18 protein-coding genes are annotated in these 20,780 nt (G+C 60.7%); 7 read left to right on the forward strand and 11 right to left on the reverse strand.

What is annotated here, in order from left to right; translation table 11 throughout:
* Positions 1 to 63 precede the first annotated feature (63 nt).
* Positions 64 to 987, forward strand: coding sequence for a carbon-nitrogen hydrolase family protein (locus AC3IUE_RS15425; protein ID WP_489268543.1), 924 nt, complete (start codon positions 64 to 66; stop codon positions 985 to 987).
* Positions 988 to 1,121: 134 nt separating this feature from the next.
* Here AC3IUE_RS15425 and AC3IUE_RS15430 read toward each other — a convergent pair whose 3' ends face one another.
* The 7 genes from AC3IUE_RS15430 to AC3IUE_RS15460 all read right to left on the reverse strand — a co-directional run bounded on the left by AC3IUE_RS15430 (position 1,122) and on the right by AC3IUE_RS15460 (position 7,817).
* The gene (locus AC3IUE_RS15430) at positions 1,122 to 1,595 is read right to left on the reverse strand and encodes an LEA/WHy family protein (RefSeq protein ID WP_489268545.1); all 474 of its coding nucleotides are present in this window, start codon (positions 1,593 to 1,595) and stop codon (positions 1,122 to 1,124) included.
* Positions 1,596 to 1,731: 136 nt separating this feature from the next.
* Positions 1,732 to 2,811 carry a nucleoside hydrolase gene (locus AC3IUE_RS15435; protein ID WP_489268547.1) on the reverse strand — a complete coding sequence of 360 codons (1,080 nt, stop codon included), beginning with the start codon at positions 2,809 to 2,811 and terminating at the stop codon, positions 1,732 to 1,734.
* A gap of 160 nt (positions 2,812 to 2,971) precedes the next feature.
* A complete protein-coding gene (locus AC3IUE_RS15440; protein ID WP_056739956.1) occupies positions 2,972 to 4,282 on the reverse strand; it encodes an MFS transporter in 1,311 nt (436 codons plus the stop codon).
* Between the two features lie 167 nt (positions 4,283 to 4,449).
* Complete coding sequence (locus AC3IUE_RS15445; protein WP_489268549.1) at positions 4,450 to 5,082, reverse strand: N-carbamoylsarcosine amidohydrolase; 633 nt, start codon at positions 5,080 to 5,082, stop codon at positions 4,450 to 4,452.
* 12 nt (positions 5,083 to 5,094) lie between these two features.
* Positions 5,095 to 5,847, reverse strand: coding sequence for a maleate cis-trans isomerase family protein (locus tag AC3IUE_RS15450; protein ID WP_008149891.1), 753 nt, complete (start codon positions 5,845 to 5,847; stop codon positions 5,095 to 5,097).
* Between the two features lie 18 nt (positions 5,848 to 5,865).
* Positions 5,866 to 6,672, reverse strand: coding sequence for an alpha/beta fold hydrolase (locus AC3IUE_RS15455; RefSeq protein WP_489268551.1), 807 nt, complete (start codon positions 6,670 to 6,672; stop codon positions 5,866 to 5,868).
* Complete coding sequence (locus tag AC3IUE_RS15460; protein ID WP_489268553.1) at positions 6,669 to 7,817, reverse strand: FAD-dependent monooxygenase; 1,149 nt, start codon at positions 7,815 to 7,817, stop codon at positions 6,669 to 6,671. The genes AC3IUE_RS15455 and AC3IUE_RS15460 overlap by 4 nt, the downstream gene beginning before the upstream one ends.
* Before the next feature lie 312 nt (positions 7,818 to 8,129).
* Here AC3IUE_RS15460 and AC3IUE_RS15465 point away from each other — a divergent pair, with 312 nt between their 5' ends.
* From AC3IUE_RS15465 to AC3IUE_RS15480, 4 genes are all read left to right on the forward strand, one after another.
* Positions 8,130 to 9,182: a 2,5-dihydroxypyridine 5,6-dioxygenase gene (locus AC3IUE_RS15465; protein WP_489268555.1), complete on the forward strand. Its 1,053-nt coding sequence runs from the start codon at positions 8,130 to 8,132 to the stop codon at positions 9,180 to 9,182.
* Between the two features lie 174 nt (positions 9,183 to 9,356).
* On the forward strand, positions 9,357 to 9,839 hold the full coding sequence (locus tag AC3IUE_RS15470) for a MarR family winged helix-turn-helix transcriptional regulator (protein WP_489268857.1): 483 nt from the start codon (positions 9,357 to 9,359) through the stop codon (positions 9,837 to 9,839).
* A gap of 161 nt (positions 9,840 to 10,000) precedes the next feature.
* Positions 10,001 to 10,477 (forward strand): (2Fe-2S)-binding protein, encoded by a 477-nt coding sequence (locus AC3IUE_RS15475; protein WP_056739967.1) that lies wholly within the window; start codon positions 10,001 to 10,003, stop codon positions 10,475 to 10,477.
* Between the two features lie 16 nt (positions 10,478 to 10,493).
* Positions 10,494 to 14,048 (forward strand): molybdopterin cofactor-binding domain-containing protein, encoded by a 3,555-nt coding sequence (locus tag AC3IUE_RS15480; RefSeq protein ID WP_489268557.1) that lies wholly within the window; start codon positions 10,494 to 10,496, stop codon positions 14,046 to 14,048.
* A 79-nt stretch (positions 14,049 to 14,127) separates the two neighbouring features.
* Here the strand turns inward: AC3IUE_RS15480 and AC3IUE_RS15485 are convergent, their stop codons facing one another.
* From AC3IUE_RS15485 to AC3IUE_RS15495, 3 genes are all read right to left on the reverse strand, one after another.
* On the reverse strand, positions 14,128 to 14,784 hold the full coding sequence (locus AC3IUE_RS15485) for a TetR/AcrR family transcriptional regulator (protein WP_056739968.1): 657 nt from the start codon (positions 14,782 to 14,784) through the stop codon (positions 14,128 to 14,130).
* 53 nt (positions 14,785 to 14,837) lie between these two features.
* The gene (locus tag AC3IUE_RS15490; RefSeq protein ID WP_489268559.1) at positions 14,838 to 16,286 is read right to left on the reverse strand and encodes a nucleobase:cation symporter-2 family protein; all 1,449 of its coding nucleotides are present in this window, start codon (positions 16,284 to 16,286) and stop codon (positions 14,838 to 14,840) included.
* Positions 16,287 to 16,494: 208 nt separating this feature from the next.
* Positions 16,495 to 17,388 carry a LysR family transcriptional regulator gene (locus tag AC3IUE_RS15495; RefSeq protein ID WP_489268561.1) on the reverse strand — a complete coding sequence of 298 codons (894 nt, stop codon included), beginning with the start codon at positions 17,386 to 17,388 and terminating at the stop codon, positions 16,495 to 16,497.
* A gap of 102 nt (positions 17,389 to 17,490) precedes the next feature.
* Here AC3IUE_RS15495 and AC3IUE_RS15500 point away from each other — a divergent pair, with 102 nt between their 5' ends.
* Complete coding sequence (locus AC3IUE_RS15500; RefSeq protein ID WP_489268563.1) at positions 17,491 to 18,582, forward strand: polyamine ABC transporter substrate-binding protein; 1,092 nt, start codon at positions 17,491 to 17,493, stop codon at positions 18,580 to 18,582.
* A 13-nt stretch (positions 18,583 to 18,595) separates the two neighbouring features.
* Positions 18,596 to 19,555, forward strand: coding sequence for an agmatinase (gene speB / locus AC3IUE_RS15505; protein WP_489268565.1), 960 nt, complete (start codon positions 18,596 to 18,598; stop codon positions 19,553 to 19,555).
* A gap of 115 nt (positions 19,556 to 19,670) precedes the next feature.
* On the opposite strand, the gene AC3IUE_RS15510 is transcribed toward speB, so the two are convergent.
* Positions 19,671 to 20,723, reverse strand: a complete 1,053-nt coding sequence (locus AC3IUE_RS15510) for an aldo/keto reductase (protein ID WP_489268567.1) — start codon at positions 20,721 to 20,723, stop codon at positions 19,671 to 19,673.
* Between the last annotated feature and the right edge of the window lie 57 nt (positions 20,724 to 20,780).

Below are 20,780 nucleotides of genomic sequence, written 5' to 3' on the forward strand. Positions count from 1 at the left end.
TTTATTGATGATCCCGTGGCGCCTGAGAATGAGCAACACCTCATTGCTTTCGGAGTTACTGCGATGCCCAAGTCAATCGTTGCTGCACTGCAAATCGGCTCTTTGCCCGGCGGCAAAGCCGAGACCCTGGAACAGATCCTTGCCTGGGAAAACGCGATTATCGAATCCGGCGCTGCGCTGGTGGTCATGCCGGAAGCGTTGCTCGGCGGTTACCCAAAAGGCGAGGCGTTCGGTACTCAGCTGGGTTATCGACTGCCGGAAGGGCGTGAGGCCTTTGCCCGGTATTTCGCCAATGCGATCGACGTGCCCGGCGCGGAAACCGAAGCGTTGGCCGGGCTGTCTGCGCGCACCGGCGCCAACCTGGTGATTGGTGTTATCGAACGCGCCGGCAGCACCTTGTACTGCACCGCGTTGTATTTCGATCCGCAAGCCGGGTTGGTCGCCAAGCACCGCAAACTGATGCCCACCGGCACCGAGCGGTTGATCTGGGGCAAAGGCGATGGCTCGACGCTGCCGGTGATCGACAGTCAGGTTGGGCGGATCGGTGCGGTGGTGTGTTGGGAAAACATGATGCCGCTGCTGCGCACCGCGATGTACGCCAAAGGCGTGGAGGTCTGGTGCGCGCCAACGGTGGACGAGCGGGAAATGTGGCAGGTGAGCATGCGCCATATCGCCCATGAAGGACGCTGCTTTGTGGTCAGCGCCTGTCAGGTTCAGGATTCGCCGCACGCCTTGGGCGTGGAGATTGCCAACTGGCCGGCGGACCGGCCATTGATTGCCGGTGGCAGCGTGATCGTCGGGCCGATGGGCGACATTCTGGCGGGGCCGCTGCGTGACAGCGCCGGTTTGCTCACCGCCGAAATCGACACCGATGACTTGGTCCGCGCCCGTTACGACTTCGACGTGGTCGGGCACTACGCGCGCCCGGACGTGTTTGAGTTGACGGTGGATGAGCGGGCGAAACCTGGCGTCCGTTTCAACACATAACTACTGTGGGAGCGAGCCTGCTCGCGATAGCGGTGGGCCAGGCAACTAATGCGTTGAATGTGCCGCCGTCATCGCGAGCAGGCTCGCTCCCACAGTTGATGGGTGTCGGGTTCCTTGTAGGAGCGGGCTTGCCCTCACCAGGTGCCGGTCGTCGACGTTGGCAGGCTGAGTTTGCCACTGTCCACGAAGCGCATCGTGCCAAACAAGCCGCCCGCGAGTTTGCCATGCAGGACGTAGGGCAGGTTATCGAAGGTTTGGGTTTTGCTCAGGCCCAGAGTCTGGCGCAACACGGAGAACGCCGAAACACTCACCGGAACGGTCAGCACGGTTTCGGAAAAGCGTGCAATCGAACCCGATTGATCGCTGACACCGGAGGCAAGTGGTTGGCCGTTGACTTCCAGGTCCAGGGCCACGCCGTTGTAATTGATGGTGGTCTCGTTGGGGTTTTGCACGCGTATTTTCACGGCAAAGCGTACTTCCATGTCCTGGCTTTGCAACGGCTCGAAGCCGACCACGTTGATGTTCAGCGGGTCGCGATTGGGCAGCAGGGCGCAGGCGTTCAGGGAGAGCAACAGCAACAAGAGGGATAAAGCGAGGAGTCTGCGCATGAAGGGTTCTCGACAGAAAAGGGACCGAACCGCTGACGGCTCGGCCCTTGAGCAACGTTCGGCGGTTCACCTGTGCGACCACGCTCACTGTGAGGGGTTCGCCGCACGCTGTCACTTCTTCATGAGCGGTGCGGCATCAGCTGCCTTTGACCGGCGTCGGCAAGGTCACAAGATTCACATAATCATCCCAGAACTGCTTCTGGTCGATGGCAAACACCACCTTGGCTTTTTGCGTGCCCACGGGGGGACTTTTCTTGTAACCCAGGGCGCGACCGTAGTCGGCACCGAACTGGGCATTGACATCGACCCACAGCTCGCGGGATTCGGTGACGATGCCCGGCTCAACCAGAAACAGGGCCGGCAGGCTGTCCCAGGTAAAACTGTGATAGCCAGGGTCTTTGCTGAACAACGGCGCGAATTCGTGTTTGTACAGATCGGCAATCGGTCCCGGCCGGGCGATGACGCGCTGGTAGATCGAGGCGTCGAAGGTGACCTTTTCGCACACATCGTTGGGAAAAATGACGTGTTCGATGGGTGAGCGCAGGACGATCTTCGCCGCCTCGGGGTCGAACCACCAGTTGAATTCGGCGGCCGGTGTGGTGTTGCCCGGAATCTCGATGGCCCCGCCCATGTACACGATGCGTTTGATCAACGGCACGATGTCGGGGGCGGAGCGAATGGCCAGGGCGATGTTGGTCAGCGGCCCGACCGCCAGCAACGTCACCTCATGGGGATTGGCGCGCACGCTGTCGACGATGAACTGGGCGGCGGTTTCCTTGCGCAACGAGGTGTGGGTCGCCAGGCCATCCGGCGGGGCGATCAGTTGCGCGGCGGAAGTCGGACGCGGCGCCTTGAAAGCACCCGGCCAACCAGCCCCGAACAGGGCTTTTTCCTGCGGGTAGGTGGCGAAGTCATGAAGCAACGGGTAGGCCGCGCCGGAATAGACGCCGACGTCCTTTTCCACACCCATGCGCTCTACCGCCTTGAGGGCATCCACCTGTTCCTGGTCGACCCAGGCGTTGCCGCTGACCAGGGTCATGCCGAGCAGGTCGATGCGTTTCTGGGCGTGGAGTTGGGCGAGCATGATGAAGGCCTGGCCATCATCGTTGAGCACGTTGAAGTCGGTGTCGAAGATGACTTTTTCCGCCGCTTGCAGGGAGCCGGCGCAGAGGCCGGCAGCGACAAGCAGGGCACAGCGTTTGATCAAACCTTGCATGGGGACTCACCTGATCATTGAATTGTTCGACTGCTGAAGGATCAACACAACCCCCCTGTGGGAGCGAGCTTGCTCGCGATGGGGCCATCACATTCAACATCGTTGCTGAATGTTAGTCCGCCATCGCGAGCAAGCTCGCTCCCACAGGGACAGTGGCGTGTCAGCGGTTGACCAGTTTGGCCGGCAAGGCGATCACCAGAAAGCTGCTGAGAATCAGGCAGCCGGCAAAGAACCACAGCGCACCGGCACTGCTGCCAGTGACGTCGATGGCGACCCCCATCAGCGAATTGCTGACCAGCCCGGCGATGTTCGCCAACGAGCAGGCGAGGGCGAAGCCAGTGGCCGCCGCGGTGCCTTTGAGGAAGGTCGCCGGCAGACTAAAGAACACCGGCACTGCGCCGATGATCGCCGCCGACGCGATGGCGAACAGTGCCACGGTCGCCACCACGTTGTGGACGAAGAACGGCGCACTGGCCATGGCGGCTGCGCCCACCAGAAACGGCACGATGATGTGCCAGCGACGTTCGCGGTGTTTGTCGGAGCTGGCGCCGATCAACAGCATGCCCAACAACGCGGCGATGCTCGGCAGCGCCGTGAGTACACCGATGTGGAACGTGTCGCTGATGCCTGCATTGCGGATGAAGGTCGGCATCCAGAAACCCATGGCATAGGCACTGAGCAGGATCGAGAAGTCGATCCCGCCGAGCATCCAGACCTTCAAGTTGAAGAAGCCGTCGCGAAAACTGTGTTTGCTGTCCCCGCCACTGGCCTCATCGGCGCGCAGTTCTTGCTCCAGCAGGTTTTTTTCATCGTCGTTGAGCCATTTGGCCTGACGATAGTTGTTGGGCAGGGCCCAGAAGGTCAGCACACCCAGCATGACACTCGGTACCGCTTCGATGAGGAACAGCCATTGCCAGCCATGCAGGCCGCCAAAGTTATCGAAATAACCCATGACCCAGCCGGACAGCGGGCCACCAATGACGCTGGACAGCGGCAGGCCGATCATGAACAAGGCGATGATGCGGCCCCGTCGATAGGTCGGAAACCAGGTCGTCAGGTAATACAGAACGCCTGGCAGAAAGCCTGCTTCGGCGGCGCCGAGCAAGAAGCGCAGGATGTAGAACTGAGTGGTGGACGTCACGAGCATGGTGCAGGCCGACAGCAGGCCCCAGGTGATCATGATGCGAGCGATCCAGATCTTGGCGCCGACTTTCTCCAGCACCAGGTTGCTCGGCACCTCGAACAGGATGTAGCCGACAAAAAACAGTCCGGCACCGAGGCCGAAGGCGGTTTCGCTGAAGTGCAGTTGATCGAGCATCTGCAGTTTGGCGAAGCCGATATTGATCCGGTCGAGGTACGCGGCCAGGTAGCAGAAGCACAGGAAAGGGATCAGCTTCCAGGTGATCTTGTGGTAAAGCGCTTGAATCGGGTCGGCGACCGTGGTCGCAGGTGCTGCATTCGCAATGGGCATTGGGTGTCTCCTGGCGGTGACTTATGGTTTTTATACAGCCGCTTTTTTCCAGCGCTCTGGCGCGCTGTAGCAAGCGACGTCCAAAGGCAGTGTCAGAAGACTGAGGGCGTACCCTCAGTTTTTATCGAAGACCAGCGCTCTAAATGGCGCGGTTCTTGTGGTACGCCTTACATTTTTTTGAAGTGTGCGATGGCCTCCTGCTTGCTGACGACATCGCCGTACTTGCTGTCGATATCGAACAAGTTGGCTTCATGGGGCGCCGGATGCCGGTCGCCGACGCACTCGCGCACGACGATGGTGCGAAAACCGTGTTGTACGGCGTCCACCGCTGTCGCCCGAATGCAGCCGCTGGTGGAGCAACCGGCCAACACCACGGTGTCGATGCCTTGGGCGTGCAGCATCGAGGCCAGGCTGCTGCCGAAAAAGGCACTGGCGTATTGCTTGCTGATCACCACTTCATCTTCCTGGGGCAGTACCTCTTCGCAAAACGCCGCCAAGGGATTGCCCTCGACCATATCTTTCATCACCGGGGCTTTTTTAACCCAGATGCCACCGTCGGCGAAATGGCCGGGGTGATAGCGGATATTGGTGTGCACCACCGGGATGCCCTGACGACGGGCGCTGGCCAACAGTTCAACGCTTTCGGCCACGGCACTGACCACGCCGGGCGCGAACAGCGGCGCCCCTTCAGTGGTGTAGCCACGCATGAAATCGATCATCAGCAATGCGGCTTTCTGGCCGAAACCGATGCGCTGGCCCCACACGCCCTGATAGTTGTCGTTGGCGGTTTGTTCACTCATGTCGCTCACCTCCTAATAGGCGCCGGAGAGCAGGGCGCCCGCACCGGGAACAATCGGTTCCAGGTCCAGGGCCTTGAGCATGGCGTAGGTGGTGGCAATGGCGGCGGTGAGCACCGGTTTTCCGGTTTGCGCTTCGACTTGCGCCACCACGGGCAGTGACTGCATCTGCACGCAGGCCGAGAGCACGATCACGTCGACGCCTTCCAGGTTCATGCCGGCCACGATGCCCGGTAGATTCGCCGGATCGTGACGCGCCACGGCGAGGTTGTCGGGAATTTCCAGTGCGCGCCAGTCCACGACTTCGAAACCTTCTGCGCGGATGTAATCCACCACCAGTTCGGTGAGGGGTTTCATGTACGGCGCGACGATAGCGATGCGTTTGGCGCCCAGCACTTTCAGGCCTTCGATCAAGGCGCCGGCGCTGGTAATGACCGGCGCGTTGCCGTCGTTATCGGCGGTGGCCTTGCGCAGCCGTTGCTCGGATTTGCGGTGATAACCCAGACCCATGGCCATGATCGCCACCAGGCACGCGTAACCCAAGACGTCGACCTTGGCGTCGGACAATTCCACGGCGCAGCGGTCGGATTCGCCGTCCATCGCCGCCAGCTCTTCCTTGCGCACTTGCTTCATGCGCATGCGGCTGGAGTGAAAGGTGAAGCGTTCCGGGCGGATCAACTGACGCGCGGTGAGCATCGCCGGGATCTCGGTTTCCATGGTGGTGTTGGAGCTCGGCACGATCTGGCCGATGCGGTAAGGCGTGAGCATATAAGTCTCCGGATTCGATTAGTTCAGGCGTGGGCCAAGGAAATCACCGAAGGCGCTGAAGAAGCCGTCGAGGTCATCCCAGGGAATCATGTGCCCAGCGTTTTCGACGTGGACACTGCGAATGTTCGGTTGCAGGTCAAGTATTTCCGCTTCGTCCTCGAGCTGAATAACACCACCACGGCCGGCGATCATCAGTAACGTCGGGACCTGGAGTTTCGGCAGGTCCTGATGGAAATCCACGTCGTGGAAATCGTTGAAGGCCCGCACGATCGCCGGCTCGTAGCAGGTGTGCAGCCATTCGGCGCGCAGTTGCAGTTGCTCGTCGGTCCAGGTGGCGCAGAAGGCGCGCATCGCCTCGGCATCCATCCCGATCAAGGACTGGCGGATCGAATCGACGTACCACGGCAGTTTGCTCGGGTATTCGCGCCGACCAGGGCCGGACACCGGTGGATCGATCAATACCAGACGGTTCACCCCGACCGGATGCCGCACCGCGCTGCGCACGGCAAATCGGGCGCCCATGGAATGACCGACCAAGTGGTAGCTATCCAGATTCATTGCCTGTGCGAAAGCGCCGATGTCGTTGGCGCAGGCGTCAGCGCTGTAGTCCAGCTCGGGCCCGGTGGAGGAGAGGCCACGACCGCGAACGTCCAGCACATAAGTGTCGAAATGCTCGCCGAGTCGTTCCGCGACAAACCCCCAGGTGATCGCCGGGCTGGTGATGCCGGGAATCAGAATCAGCGCCGGGCCATTACCGCCATAGCGCAGGTAGTGCTGGCGAATGCCGTTGGCCTGGATGTTACCGCCATGGATGAACGTACTCACGCGGCTACCCCCGATTTCAACGGCTGGGCGTACAGGTCATAGCCGTAAACCCAGGCCGGATCTTCCTGGGTGCGCAGCCAGGTGTTGGCGTTGGACACGGACTGCACGCGGGAGGCGCGTTCCTTGCGGTTGGCTTCATAGAGTTCGAACGCGGTGCGGTAATCGCCGAGCCCGGTTTCCTGCAGGCAGCGGGTGAGCATCGCGGCGTCTTCGATGGCCATGCCGGCGCCTTGGGCCATGTGCGGCTTCATCGGGTGGCAAGCGTCGCCCAGCAGCACCAGTCGCCCACGGCTCCAGAGTGGCAACGGGTTGCGGTTGCGCAACGGCCATTTGGTGACGCTTTCGGTGGATTCGATCAGCGCCTGGACCGTCGGGTGATACCCCTGGAACGCCTCAAACATTTCTTCGCGGCTGCTGTCGACGAACGCACCCTGGAAATCCCACTCCGGGTGTGGCACGCCGGTCACGTAGTAGTACTCGTCGCGCTTGCCGGTGGTGTAGTAGACCATCATGTGCCGATCCTCGGTCCACCACTTGATGCAGTCTTCGAACTTCAAGTCGTATTTGGCCAGTTGATCGCCACGGATCAGCGCGCGGTGCGCCACCCAGCCGCTGTACAGCGGTTTTTCCGCGCCGAGCAACTCTTCACGAATCTTCGAATTGATGCCGTCGGCGCCGATGACGATGTCGGCGTAGGTCACTTCGCCATCGCTGAAGGTCAGGCGCACCTGGCTGTCGGTTTCTTCCAGGGTTTCCAGGCGTTTGTTGAAGTGCACGGTGCCGGGTTTGATCGTCGACATCTGCAGGGCGTGCAGGTCGCCGCGGTGCACGGTGATGTAGGACGCGCCGTATTCCTTGCGAGCGAAATCTCCCAATGGGATGCGTGACAGGTAATCGCCACTCAAACCGTCACGACTGAACCAGTGATCCGGGTGCGAACCCATCAGGTCGAGCTGTTGCTCGATGCCCATGCGCCGGAAGATTTTCATGATGTTGGGACCCATGTGAATCCCGGCACCGAGGCGGGAAAACTCCGGTGCCTGTTCGTAGATCTCCACCTCAAACCCGGCTTGTTGCAGCAGCGTCGCAGCGGCGGCACCGCCCAGACCCGCACCGACGATGGCGATTTTTTGTGTTCTTGCCATAGGGATTGTTCCTCTTTTTCGAATGGTCACTGGCGATGTCGTCGCAAGGTTTTTAAAGTGTATACGCTATAAAATTTAAAAAGAAAGAGCCGTTTGGAAAAAATAATTTTCAGGCTTATTTGTCTGTGGTCACCAAATGTAACCAGTAAATATTGGATTTGTGTGGGTTGGTAACGTTGTGGCTTGGTGCTTGCAGTCAGCCTGCTTTTAGGGTCTTATCGTTAACAAATGGTGTATACGCTATAAAAATGCACTGGAGTGAGGCGAGGCGCCTCGACTTGGTGCGCAACAAACGATCGAGGAGACAGGAAAATGCCGGTAAGCGATTGCGAATTGACCCAGATGTTCGAACACGTGTTGAAGCTGTCGAAGGTCGACCCGACCCAGAGCGTCGCCGTACTCAAGAGCCACTATTCGAACCCGCGCACCGTGCGTGCGGCGATGGAGGCGGCTCAGCGACTGGGGGCCAAGGTCTACGCGGTGGAGTTGCCTTCGTTCAACCATCCGACAGCCATGGGCAATGACATGACGGCCTACTGCGGCGACACCGCGCTGACCGGCAATATCGCGGCGCAGCGGGCGCTGGAAGCGGCGGACTTGATCGTCGACACGATGATGCTACTGCACTCACCGGAGCAGGAGCAGATCCTCAAGACCGGCACGCGAATTCTGTTGGCCGTTGAACCGCCGGAAGTCCTGGCGCGAATGCTGCCGACCGAGGCTGACAAGGTGCGGGTGATGGCGGCGGAGCAATTGCTCAAACAGGCCAAATCAATCCACGTCACCTCCCGCGCCGGCAGCGATTTCCGCGCCGCGCTGGGGCAATATCCTTCGGTGACCGAATACGGTTTCGCCGATGAGCCGGGGCGTTGGGATCACTGGCCCAGCGGCTTTCTGTTCTCCTGGCCCAACGAAGAAACCGCCGAGGGTGTGCTGGTGCTGGATGTCGGCGACATTGTGCTGCCGTTCAAGAACTACACCCGGGAGAAAATCACCCTGGAAATCGAGAAGGGCTTCATCACCTCGATCCACGGCGGTTTTGAGGCCGAATACCTGCGTGACTACATGAAGTACTTCAACGATCCAGAGGTCTACGGTATTTCCCACATCGGCTGGGGCTTGCAGCCACGGGCGCAGTGGACTGCCATGGGGCTGCACGATAAAAACGATGGCATGTGCATGGATGCCCGGGCGTTCTACGGCAACTTCCTGTTCTCCACCGGACCGAATACCGAAGTTGGTGGCACCCGCAAAACCCCGTGTCACCTGGATATTCCACTGCGCCATTGCGATGTGTATCTGGATGATTTGGCCGTGGTGATCGGTGGGGATGTGGTGGCGCCAGAGGCTTCCCGGGTTCGTTGAAACAACTACCAGGCACAAAACCTGTGGGAGCGAGCTTGCTCGCGATGGCGGTAGATCAGTCAGCATTGATGTTGAATGTAATGCCGCCATCGCGAGCAAGCTCGCTCCCACAGGGGGGTTGTGCTATCCCTGAGGCCAAGGACTCTCTTGAGTCCACCCGCCAACCTGTCCATCATGCCTTCCCACTACACATCGTCTTTCGAGTCTGCCGTGCCTGAAACTCCTGATTCCTCCTACGTTTTCTCCGAACAAGTCGGGCATTTGCTACGCAAGGCCTATCAACGGCACATGGCGATTTTTCAGGCGAACGTCGGCGACTCCCAGCTCACCGCGGTGCAGTTCGTCACCCTGTGCGCCGTGCGTGATCACGGTCCCAGTTCGTTGACTGAACTGGTCAAAGCCACCGCCGTGGACCAGGCAACCATTCGCGGCATCGTCGAGCGGCTCAAGGCCCGGGAACTGATCACCCTTGAACCCGACCCGCAGGACCGGCGCAAAGTCATTGTCGGCCTGTCCGAAGCCGGCGATCGTCTGGTACAACAAACCGTGCCTTGTGCCGGAAAAATCACCGAGCTGACCATGAGCAACCTCAACCCCGCAGAGCAGGTTGCCGTGCTGTTCTTGCTGCGCAAGATGATCGACGACCCACAGGACTGATCAGCCCGTTCGGCCTTTGGCATCGTTTTTGCTCTCTTTTCATGTAGTAACCACTTCACCACTCGAGTGTGTCGCGACGCCACAGACTGATACTGGCCCGCGACCTTTTCTTCGACCTTTTGGTGTAGTGAGTACTTCATCAACTGAAGCGGGCGAAGCGAATGACAAGCCAGGAAATCACGGTAGCGCTTGAGGTCAACGGCCACACCAGCACCGTCACCGCGATGGCGGATACGCCGTTATTGCTGATCCTGCGCAATGACCTGCAACTCAACGGCCCCAAGTACGGGTGCGGCCTGGGCGAGTGCGGCGCATGCACGGTGATCATCGATGGCGTGGCTGCGCGTTCCTGCGTGTTTCCGCTGGCCGGCGCCGTGGACCGGCAGATCGTCACCCTCGAAGGGCTCGGCAACCGCGCCGATCCGCACCCGGTGCAACAAGCCTTTATCGATGAGCAGGCGGCGCAATGCGGCTATTGCCTCAACGGCATGATCATGACCGCCAAGGCCTTGCTCGACCGCATCCCGCACCCCAGCGAAACCCAGATCCGCAACGAACTCTCGGCCAACCTTTGCCGTTGCGGCACCCATATCGAAATCCTCCGCGCGGTGCTGCGTGCCGCCCGTCAAACGCCTTGAACGTGGATCGATGACCATGACTGACGCAATCCCCACCCGCGACCAATGGCTGGCCAAGACCGGCGCTCTGCTGATCGTCGACGACATCCTGCCGCCATCAGGCCCGGTGGCCAAAGGCGGTACGCCGCTGATCAAACCCAAGGAGCTTGGGTTGTTCATCGCCATCAGCGATGACGGACGGGTGTATGCCTTCAACGGGCATGTCGACCTCGGCACCGGTATCCGCACTTCGCTGGCGCAGATCGTCGCCGAAGAACTGGACCTGCAACTGGAGCAGGTGTGCATGGTGCTGGGCGACACCGAGCGTGTGCCCAATCAAGGCGCGACCATCGCCAGCGCCACGCTGCAGATTTCCGCGATCCCGTTGCGCAACGCGGCTGCCGAGGCCCGGCGGTTTCTGCTGGAGCTGGCGGCAGAACGCTGGTCGGTGGAGGCGGGCAGTCTGAAGGTCGAGGCCGGGGTGATTGTCGCAGCGGACGGACGCACCACGTCCTACGCCGATCTGGTGCGCGGTGACCACGTAGAACTGCGCCTCTCAGGCACCGCGCCACTCAAGTCTGCCGAAGATTATCGGCTGGTCGGCAAGGGCGCCGCACGGGTGGATATTCCGGCCAAGGCCACTGGCGAACTGACTTACGTCCACGACATGCGGGTGCCGGACATGCTCCACGGCCGGGTGATTCGCCCGCCCTATGCCGGGCTCGATTGCGGTGACTTCGTCGGCAACAGTCTGCTGGACGTCGACGAGTCTTCCATCGCGCATATTCCTGGAATCGTGGCGGTGGTGGTGATCCGTGATTTCGTCGGGGTGGTGGCGCTGCGCGAAGAACAGGCGATCAAGGCCGCCCAGGCCCTCAAAATCAGCTGGAAAGCCTGGAACCAGTCGTTGCCGGACATGAACAATGTCGAACAAGCCATCCGCGATAACCCGCGAGTGCAGCGCGTCGTTCTCGACCAGGGCAACGTCGACGACGCCTTGGCCGGGGCCCATCAGCGCATGCCGCGCACGTATCTGTGGCCGTATCAGATGCACGGCTCCATCGGCCCTTCCTGTGGGTTGGCGGACTATCAGCCGTCGGGCACTCGCGTGTGGTCCGGTAGCCAGAATCCGCATTTGCTGCGAGCGGACCTCGCCTGGTTGCTGGAGTGCGCAGAAGAATCGATCGAGATTATTCGCATGGAAGCGTCGGGCTGTTATGGACGTAACTGTGCCGACGATGTCTGCGCCGATGCCTTGCTGTTGTCCCGCGCCGTGGGCAAACCGGTCCGGGTGCAATTGACCCGGGAGCAGGAGCACCTGTGGGAACCCAAGGGCACCGCGCAATTGATGGACGTCGACGGCGGCTTGAACGCCGATGGCAGTGTGGCTGCTTACGATTTCCAGACCAGCTACCCGTCCAACGGTGCGCCGACGCTGGCCTTGCTGTTGACCGGACGGGTCGAGCCGGTGGCGGCGATGTTCGAGATGGGCGATCGCACGTCGATCCCGCCTTATGACTTCGAACACATGCGCGTGACCATCAATGACATGGCGCCGATCGTCCGGGCTTCATGGATGCGCGGGGTGTCGGCGCTGCCCAACACCTTCGCCCACGAGTCGTACATCGATGAACTGGCGTCCGCGGCAGGCGTCGATCCGGTGGAATATCGACTGCGTTATCTGCGCGATGAGCGCGCCATTGACCTGGTGAAATCCACTGCCGAGCGCGCCGCCTGGACCCCGCGCACCGCGCCGATGCAAACCCCGAACGACGATCAGTTCCTGCGCGGTCGCGGCTTTGCCTACGCGCGCTACATCCACAGCAAGTTCCCCGGGTTCGGTGCGGCGTGGGCCGCGTGGGTGGCGGACGTGGCGGTGGATCGTCAGACCGGTGATGTGTCCGTCACGCGGGTGGTGATCGGTCATGACTCGGGGATGATGATCAACCCGGCGGGCGTGCAGCATCAGATCCACGGCAACGTCATTCAATCCACCAGCCGGGTGCTCAAGGAGCGGGTGACCTTTGAGGAGTCCACAGTAGCCAGCAAGGAGTGGGGCGGTTATCCGATCCTGACCTTCCCTGAAGTGCCGCAGATCGACGTCTTGATGATGCCGCGTCAGGACCAGCCGCCCATGGGCGCCGGTGAGTCCGCCTCGGTGCCGAGTGCGGCGGCGATTGCCAACGCCATTTATGACGCCACCGGGATTCGTTTTCGCGAACTGCCGATTACCCCCGAGCGGGTGCTGGCGGCGTTGAACGCCGGCACCTGTGACGAGCCACCGAAGTCGCCGGCCAAACGCTCGAAATGGTTGTTCGGTTCTCTATTTGCGGCGTTCGGCGCGGTGCTCGGTATGGCCACCACCGCGTGGCCGTTTCACGGTGAAATCGCGCCGATTGCGCCACCAAGTGCTGGCACCTGGTCGGCGGCAACCCTTGAACGCGGGCGTTTGCTGGCGGCGGTCGGCGATTGCGCGGTTTGCCACACTGCGCCCGGCGGCGCGACCAATGCCGGAGGTCTGGCGATGCAGACGCCGTTTGGCACGCTCTACAGCAGCAACATCACGCCGGATGTGAAGACCGGCATCGGCAGTTGGTCGTACCCGGCGTTCGAACGGGCGATGCGCGATGGCATCGGCCGCGACGGGCGCAATCTGTACCCGGCGTTTCCCTACACCGCGTTTCGCAACATCAACGATGCCGACATGCAGGCGCTGTATGCGTACCTGATGTCGCAAGCGCCGGTCAGCCAACCGGCGACTGCCAACGACATGCGTTTCCCGTTCAATCTGCGGCCGTTGATGGCCGGGTGGAATTCGCTGTTTCTGCGCCGGGGCGAGATCAGTGTGCAGCCAGAACGTAGCGAGCAATGGAATCGCGGCGCCTATCTGGTCAACGGTCTGGGGCACTGCGCCGCCTGCCATTCGCCACGCAATTTGATGGGGGCGGAGAAGGGCGGTGCGTCGTTCCTGGCTGGCGGCATGGTCGATGGCTGGGAAGCGCCGGCGCTGAACGGTTTGTCGAAAGCGCCAACGCCGTGGACGGAGAATCAGCTGTTCGACTATCTCAGCACCGGTTATTCCGACGCCCATGGCGTGGCGGCCGGGCCCATGGGGCCGGTGGTCAGTGAACTGGCGAAATTGCCCAAGACGGATGTTCGGGCGATGGCGGTGTATTTGGCGTCACTCAATGGTGCGCAGGCTGAAGCGCAAGGGGTGGAGAAAGCCACCCGGCCGTCGCCGGTCGCGAGCCTGTCATTGAGCAACGGTCAGCGGGTGTTCGAAGGTTCGTGCAAGGCCTGTCACGCGGATGGCCTGGGGCCGAAACTGTTTGGTGTGAGTCCGTCTCTGGCGAGCAATACCAATGTGCACAGCGATCAACCGGACAACCTGATCAAGGTCATCCTGCAAGGCATCGATGCACCGGCCACCAAGGACCTGGGCTACATGCCAGGTTTCAAGGACAGCCTGTCCAATACGCAGGTGGCGGAACTGGCGGCGTATTTGCGTAATCGGTTTGCTTCAAATGCGCCGGGTTGGGAAGGGTTGGAACAGAAGGTTGCACATCTGCGGGCTAATCCCGGCAGCCATTAAAAGTATCGCGGGCAAGCCGCGCCCCAGGTTCAGCGCAACCTATGTGGGAGCGAGCTTGCTCGCGATGAGGCCGGCCCAGTCACCCCTGATGCTCGGCGGGCAACTTCATCACCCCCCGCACCACCAGATCCTTGATAAACCCCAACCAATCCTCCCGCTGCCCCTTGTCCGCCAAATCCTCCCCCAGGAAGGAACTGAGGGTGTGCCGGTTGGAGTTATAGAAGTAGCAAAGCGAGGCGATCATCAAATACACATGCTTGATGTCCAGATCCTGACGAAACAATCCCTGAACCTGACCCGCCGCAATGATTGGCCGCAACACACCGACCGCTTCGCCCGACAACCGGCGCAACTCGCTGGACTGTTGGGCGTGCTTGCCGTTATGCAGGTTTTCGTTGCTGAGGATGGCGACGAATTCCGGGTGTTCGACGTAGTAGTTCCAGACGAACGCCACCAGATCCTGCAGAGCCACCAGCGGTGTGCTCAGGTCCAGCTTGAGCTGGCTTTCGGCTTTATTGAATTGCTCATAGGTGTGTTCCAGCACGCAGATGAACAGCTGCTCTTTGCTGCCGAAGTAGTAATAAAGCATGCGGTCGTTGGAATCGGCCTCGCGGGAAATGCTCTCCACCCGCCCCCCGGAGTAGCCGTCGCGGGTGAACACCTTCACGGCCGCTTCGAGAATCCGGGTTCGGGTTTGATGGGCCTGAGCGGCCCGGATGCCGGTTTTCTTGTTCAACGTGCGGTCAACCTTCTACCAAGCGGAGTCGCAACGAATGTAGCACGGTCCCTTCAGCGGTTCAGGCTGGCGGCGGTTTCAGTGGCCGGCGGATTTTCCATGACTTGCAGGATCGAGGCTTCCGGATCGAAATCGTCCTCTTCCAGCTCAATGAACTCTTCGGGCAGGAAGATATTCAGCACGATGGCGCACAACGCGCCGACGGTGATCGGCGATTCGAAGATGTTGTGCAGCGCCTTCGGCAACTCGCGCAGCACTTCCGGAACTGCCGCGACACCGAGACCCATGCCGAGGGAAATCGACACGATCAGCATGTTGCGCCGGTGCAGGCCGGCTTCGGCGAGGATCTTGATCCCGGCGACGGCGACGGTGCCGAACATCACCAGTTCAGCGCCACCGAGTACCGGTTTGGGCATCAACTGCAGCACCGCGCCGATCATCGGGAACAACCCTAGCAGCACCAACAAACCGGCAATGAAGAACGCCACGTAGCGGCTGGCCACGCCGGTGAGCTGGATCACGCCGTTGTTCTGGGCGAAGGTCACCATCGGCATGCTGTTGAACACGGCGGCCATGGCTGAGTTCAGGCCGTCGGCGAGGAGGCCGGACTTGATCCGGCGGAGGTAGATCGGCCCTTTGACCGGCTGCCGGGAAATCATCGAGTTGGCGGTCAAGTCACCGGCGGCTTCCAGCGGCGACACCAGGAAAATCACCGCCACTGGCACAAACGCCACCCAATCGAAGCTAAAGCCGTACTTGAACGGCACCGGTACGCTCATGAGCGGTACGTCGGGCAGGCTGGCGAAATTGACGTCACCCATCAGCCAGGCCACGACATAGCCGAGGGTCAGGCCGATGACGATCGCACCGAGGCGCAGGAACGGCACATCGACCCGGTTCAACAGCACAATCGTTCCGAGCACCAGGGCCGCCAGGGCCAGGTGACTGGCCGCGCCGAGGTCCGCCGCACCGAAGCCGCCGGCGATGTCGGTCATGGCAACTTTGATCAGCGACAGGCCCATCAACGTGATGATCGTGCCGGTCACCACCGGGGTGATCAGCATCCGCAATTTGCCGATGAACTGGCTCAACACCATTTCGATGAAGGCAGCGAAAAAGCACACACCGAAGATCGTCGACAGGACCTCATCGGTGCCGCCGCCCCGGGCCTTGACCATGAAGCCGGCACTGAGAATCACGCTGATGAATGAGAAGCTGGTGCCTTGCAGACACAGCAGGCCGGAACCGATCGGGCCGAAACGTCGCGCCTGAACAAACGTGCCCAACCCCGAGACGAACAGTGCCATGCTGATCAGGTACGGCACTTCGCTTTGCAGGCCGAGAGCGCCCCCCATGATCAGCGTCGGGGTGATAATGCCGACGAAACTCGCGAGTACGTGTTGCAGGGCGGCGAAGACGGTGGCGGTCAGATGCGGACGATCGTCGAGGCCGTAAATCAGGTCGTTATTGCGCGGGGCAGGGGCTTTTTCAGAGGCGGTCATGGTGGTGTGCGTGCCAGAAGGCGGGCCGGGTCAAAAAATGGAGGCGCAGGATGCCAGAAAGACTATTTTGTGGCGAGCGATGAGCCCGATACCTGCACAATCCCTGTGGGAGCGAGCTTGCTCGCGAAGAGGGAGTGTCAGGCGACATTGATGCTGTCTGGTGCGCCGCTATCGCGAGCAAGCTCGCTCCCACAGGGATCGTGGGTAATCAGGCGAACGCCGCGAGTAGATCCTCTTCAAAAGCTTTTTGCGCATCCCCTGGCACTTGGGCGCGATGGCGGGCCAGATGAAACGCCACGTCGAAACTCATATCGGCACGGCGCACGGCGCGCAGCAATTCCTTGTCTTCCCAGCTCCGGGCAAAGTGTTCGGGTAAGTAACCGACATGTTTGCCCGAGAGAATGAAGGCGAGGGTGCCTTCGACTTGTTCCGAGCGCGCCGAGCACATTTTCCCCTGGAAGGGTTCGTCGCTGCGCAGGAAGCGGTAAGGGTGATCGACCCGATCGCAAGCCTGTAGCGCTTGTTCGTCAGGTGCATCATCGGTGAACAACGGATGGCCGGCGGCGCAATACAGGTGCTGGGTTTCGGTAAACAGTTCGCGGTAGTCAAAAGCGCTTTGCACTTGTGAGAAATAGCCGATCGCCAGGTCCAGTCGTTGTTGCAGCAGCAACCGTTCCATTTCGCCGGGCATGGCGCTGATCAATTCGATGCGGACCGATTCGTCCCGTTCACGAAAGCGCCGGATCGCATCGGCCACCCGTTGCAGCACGGATTGATCGAGCGCTTCGGACAGCCCCAGACGAACTTCGCCGATCAAGCGCCCGGCCACGCCGTTGGATTGATGGCGGAAGGCTTCGATGGATTCGAACAGGTTGCGAGTCGCACTCAGCAGTTGCTCGCCCTTGGGCGTGATCTTGAAACCACCCTTGCCACGACTGCACAGGCGATAGCCGAGTCGGGTTTCCAGTTTGGCCATTTGCTGGCTGATGCTCGACTGGCTCAAGCCCAACTCACCCTGAGCCGCGCTGAAACCGCCGCACTCCACCACGTTGACGAACAGGCGCAGCAGTTGCAGATCGAGATCGTGGAGTTGGCCGAGCATCAAACATTACTCCGGGATAAAGTCAGGATAACAAACTTGATATTTCACCAATGTATCCGACGACGCATTCTGCATCCACTTCATCTGGTCAGGTGTTTCGTCATGGCTCCCATGTTCAAGCTGTGTTTACCCACGCTGTTTCTCGCCATGGCCGTATCGGCCCAGGCCGAGGAAAAAGTCCTGAATCTCTACAGTTGGTCCGATTACGTAGCGCCTGAAACCTTGCAGCGTTTCGAGCAGGAAACCGGTATTCACGTGCGCTACGACACCTTCGATTCTTCGGAGGTGCTCGAAACCAAGTTGCTCACCGGGGGCAGCGGTTATGACGTGGTCGTGCCGTCTTCCAGTGTGCTGGCCCGCGGATTGGCAGCCGGTGCGTTGAAAGAGATTCCCCACGAAGGCCTCAAGGGTTACGCCAACCTCGATCCGGATTTGCTGGAAAAACTCGCCGCCGTCGACCCCGGCAACCGTTATGGCGTGCCCTACACCTGGGGCACTCTGGGATTGGGGATGAATGTCGAAGCTGTGAAGCAGCGTTTGCCGGACGTGCCGCTCAACAGCCTGGACCTGCTGTTCAAGCCTGAGTACGCCAGCAAACTGAAAGACTGCGGCATTGCCATTCTCGATTCGCCTCAGGAAGTGATCGGCCTGGCGCTGCATTACCTGGGTAAAAATCCTTACAGCACTGACAAGGCTGATCTGTCAGCCGCCGAGGCGTTGTTGCATCAGCTGCAACCCAATGTGCTGTACGTCGCGACCGGTCGGCAGATCAGCGATCTGGCCAACGGCAGCGTTTGCCTGGCGCTGACCTACAACGGTGACGCCAGCATGGCGGCCGATCAGGCGCGCAAGGCCAATAAACCGTTCGAAGTGGCGTACCGGATTCCGCAAGAGGGCACGCTGGTCTGGCAGGACAACCTGGCGATCCCCAAGGACGCGCCTCACCCCGAAGCCGCCCGCGCCTTTATCGAGTTCATGCTGCGACCGGAATCCGTCGCGGCACTGACCAATGAGCTGTTCTTCGCGACGGCCAACCAGGCCGCAACTCCGCTGGTGGATGAGGCGGTGCGCACCGACCCGGACATCTACCCGCTGGCTGACGTGCGTGGCCGGTTGTACGCCGATCGCAGCATGAGCCTCAAGGACCTGCGTCAACGCACTCGCTTGTGGACCACTTTCCGTAGCCGCCAATAGTAAGGAACCTGAGATGGACGTCCCGATGCAAAACGATCAGGCCATGACCCGCGACAGCCTCTACGGCACTGCCGCCGAAAGTACTTACGCCGGTATCACCAGTTTCATGCGTCGTCGCTACAGTCGCGACTTGCGCGGCGTTGACGTAGCGGTCAGCGGTGTCCCGTTCGACACCGCCACCAGCAACCGTCCCGGTGCGCGTTTCGGACCACGCGGCATTCGTGCCGCGTCCACCGGGATTGCCTGGGAACGCCATTGGCCATGGACCTTCGACCCGTTCGACCATCTGGCGGTGATCGACTTCGGCGATTGCGACTTCGATTACGGCACGCCGCAGTCGGTGCCGGAAAGCATCGAAGCCCACGCCGAACACATTCTCAACGCCGGTAGCGCGATGCTGACGTTCGGCGGGGATCACTTCATCACGTATCCGCTGCTCAAGGCTCATGCGCGCAAACATGGTCCGCTGTCGTTGATCCACTTCGACGCCCACAGCGACACCTGGCCGGACGAAGACGGCAAGCGCGTCGATCACGGTACGATGTTCTGGCACGCGGCCAAGGAAGGTTTGGTGGATCCGTCGCGTTCGGTGCAGATCGGCTTGCGCACCACCAATGACGATCATCAGGGCTTTCAAGTGCTGGATGCGCGACAAGTGCATCGACGCGGTGTTGATGAGATTGTCGAGGCCATTCGGGCGCGGGTCGGTGATCACCCGGTGTACCTGACGTTCGACATCGACTGCCTCGATCCGGCCTTCGCTCCAGGTACTGGAACGCCAGTGTGCGGTGGCTTGAGCACGGTGCAGGCGCTGGAAATCCTCGGTGGCTTGCGCGGGATTAATCTGGTGGGGATGGACGTCGTGGAAGTGGCGCCGGCCTACGACAGTGCGGACATTACCTCGCTGGCGGCGGCGACGTTGGCGATGGAAATGCTGTGCCTCTATGCGGCGAAGCATAAGGTCGACCGGTAACACACGGTCAAAACTGTGGGAGCGAGCTTGCTCGCGATAGCGGCCTTACATTCAACACATTTGTTGCATGTACCGGCCCCATCGCGAGCAAGCTCGCTCCCACATTCGATCTGTGTCAGGCCACTGGAATGATTGGCAGATCCAGGGTTTCAGCCCCGGTAAATCGCGCCATCGACCCGGCAATGGATTCATGGGGCACGCCCATCGCCACAGCACTGACACCCTCAAGTCGCGACACCTGTTCAGCACTCAACTGCACATTCAGCGCACCCAAGGTCGCATCCAGTTGCTCACGGGTGCGCGAGCCGAGAATCGGTATCAGTGCCGTGGTCGAACGCTTGGCTTTTTCCCGCAGCCAGGCAATGGCCACGTGCGTCGGGCTGGCGCCCAGTTCTGCGGCAACGGCCAGCAAAGTGTCGAGCAGGGCGGTTTCACGGGCACTTTTCTCGGCGTGGATCAGCATGCCAAGTTTGGCGGCGCGGTTGTCGCCATCGTTGGTGCGGTACTTGCCGGTGAGGAAGCCGCCACCCAACGGTGACCATAACGTAGCGGCCAGACCCAAGGCTTCGGCCATCGGCAGTTGTTCACGTTCGGCGGTGCGTTCGGCGAGGCTGTATTCCACCTGAATCGCAGCAATCGGTGAGAAACCACGAACCTCGGCCAACAAATCAGCCCGCGCAATGCGCCACGCCGGGAAGTTCGACAGCCCGGCGTAATGAATCTTGCCGGCGCGCACCAGATCGTCGAAACCACGCAGGATCTCTTCCATCGGCGTCACGCCATCGCTCATGTGGGCCCAGAACAGGTCGATGTGGTCGGTGTTGAGTCGTTTCAGGCTTTCTTCCACGGCGCGAACCATGTTCTTGCGGTTGTTGCCGGTGTGGGAAATGCCCGCAGCCGGCGTGGTCCCCAAGGTGTATTTGGTGGCGATGACCAGGCGATCCCGTTCCGCTGCGATGAACTCGCCGAGCATGGCTTCCGACTGGCCCGCCTGATAACCGTTGGCGGTGTCGATGAAATTGCCGCCGGCCTCCAGGTAGCCATCAAAAATGCGTTTGGCTTCGTCGCGCTCGGCGCCATGGCCCCAACCGGTGCCGAAGTTACCAGCGCCCAACGCCAGTTCCGAGACCCGCAAGCCGGTTTTGCGGCCGAAGACTTTGTAATGCATGGGATGACTCCTGAAGGAAAAGACGTTGGGGTCGAATATAAATGTCTAGCGACATGT

The sequence above is a fragment of the Pseudomonas sp. GL_093 genome, from assembly GCF_057837605.1.

Coding starts and splice junctions, on each gene's coding strand:
- AC3IUE_RS15425 (WP_489268543.1), top strand. CDS start 64: ATGCCCAAGTCAATCGTTGCTGCACTGCAAATCGGCTCTTTGCCCGGC.
- AC3IUE_RS15430 (WP_489268545.1), bottom strand. CDS start 1,595: ATGCGCAGACTCCTCGCTTTATCCCTCTTGTTGCTGTTGCTCTCCCTG.
- AC3IUE_RS15435 (WP_489268547.1), bottom strand. CDS start 2,811: ATGCAAGGTTTGATCAAACGCTGTGCCCTGCTTGTCGCTGCCGGCCTC.
- AC3IUE_RS15440 (WP_056739956.1), bottom strand. CDS start 4,282: ATGCCCATTGCGAATGCAGCACCTGCGACCACGGTCGCCGACCCGATT.
- AC3IUE_RS15445 (WP_489268549.1), bottom strand. CDS start 5,082: ATGAGTGAACAAACCGCCAACGACAACTATCAGGGCGTGTGGGGCCAG.
- AC3IUE_RS15450 (WP_008149891.1), bottom strand. CDS start 5,847: ATGCTCACGCCTTACCGCATCGGCCAGATCGTGCCGAGCTCCAACACC.
- AC3IUE_RS15460 (WP_489268553.1), bottom strand. CDS start 7,817: ATGGCAAGAACACAAAAAATCGCCATCGTCGGTGCGGGTCTGGGCGGT.
- AC3IUE_RS15465 (WP_489268555.1), top strand. CDS start 8,130: ATGCCGGTAAGCGATTGCGAATTGACCCAGATGTTCGAACACGTGTTG.
- AC3IUE_RS15470 (WP_489268857.1), top strand. CDS start 9,357: ATGCCTTCCCACTACACATCGTCTTTCGAGTCTGCCGTGCCTGAAACT.
- AC3IUE_RS15475 (WP_056739967.1), top strand. CDS start 10,001: ATGACAAGCCAGGAAATCACGGTAGCGCTTGAGGTCAACGGCCACACC.
- AC3IUE_RS15480 (WP_489268557.1), top strand. CDS start 10,494: ATGACTGACGCAATCCCCACCCGCGACCAATGGCTGGCCAAGACCGGC.
- AC3IUE_RS15490 (WP_489268559.1), bottom strand. CDS start 16,286: ATGACCGCCTCTGAAAAAGCCCCTGCCCCGCGCAATAACGACCTGATT.
- AC3IUE_RS15495 (WP_489268561.1), bottom strand. CDS start 17,388: ATGCTCGGCCAACTCCACGATCTCGATCTGCAACTGCTGCGCCTGTTC.
- AC3IUE_RS15500 (WP_489268563.1), top strand. CDS start 17,491: ATGGCTCCCATGTTCAAGCTGTGTTTACCCACGCTGTTTCTCGCCATG.
- speB (WP_489268565.1), top strand. CDS start 18,596: ATGGACGTCCCGATGCAAAACGATCAGGCCATGACCCGCGACAGCCTC.
- AC3IUE_RS15510 (WP_489268567.1), bottom strand. CDS start 20,723: ATGCATTACAAAGTCTTCGGCCGCAAAACCGGCTTGCGGGTCTCGGAA.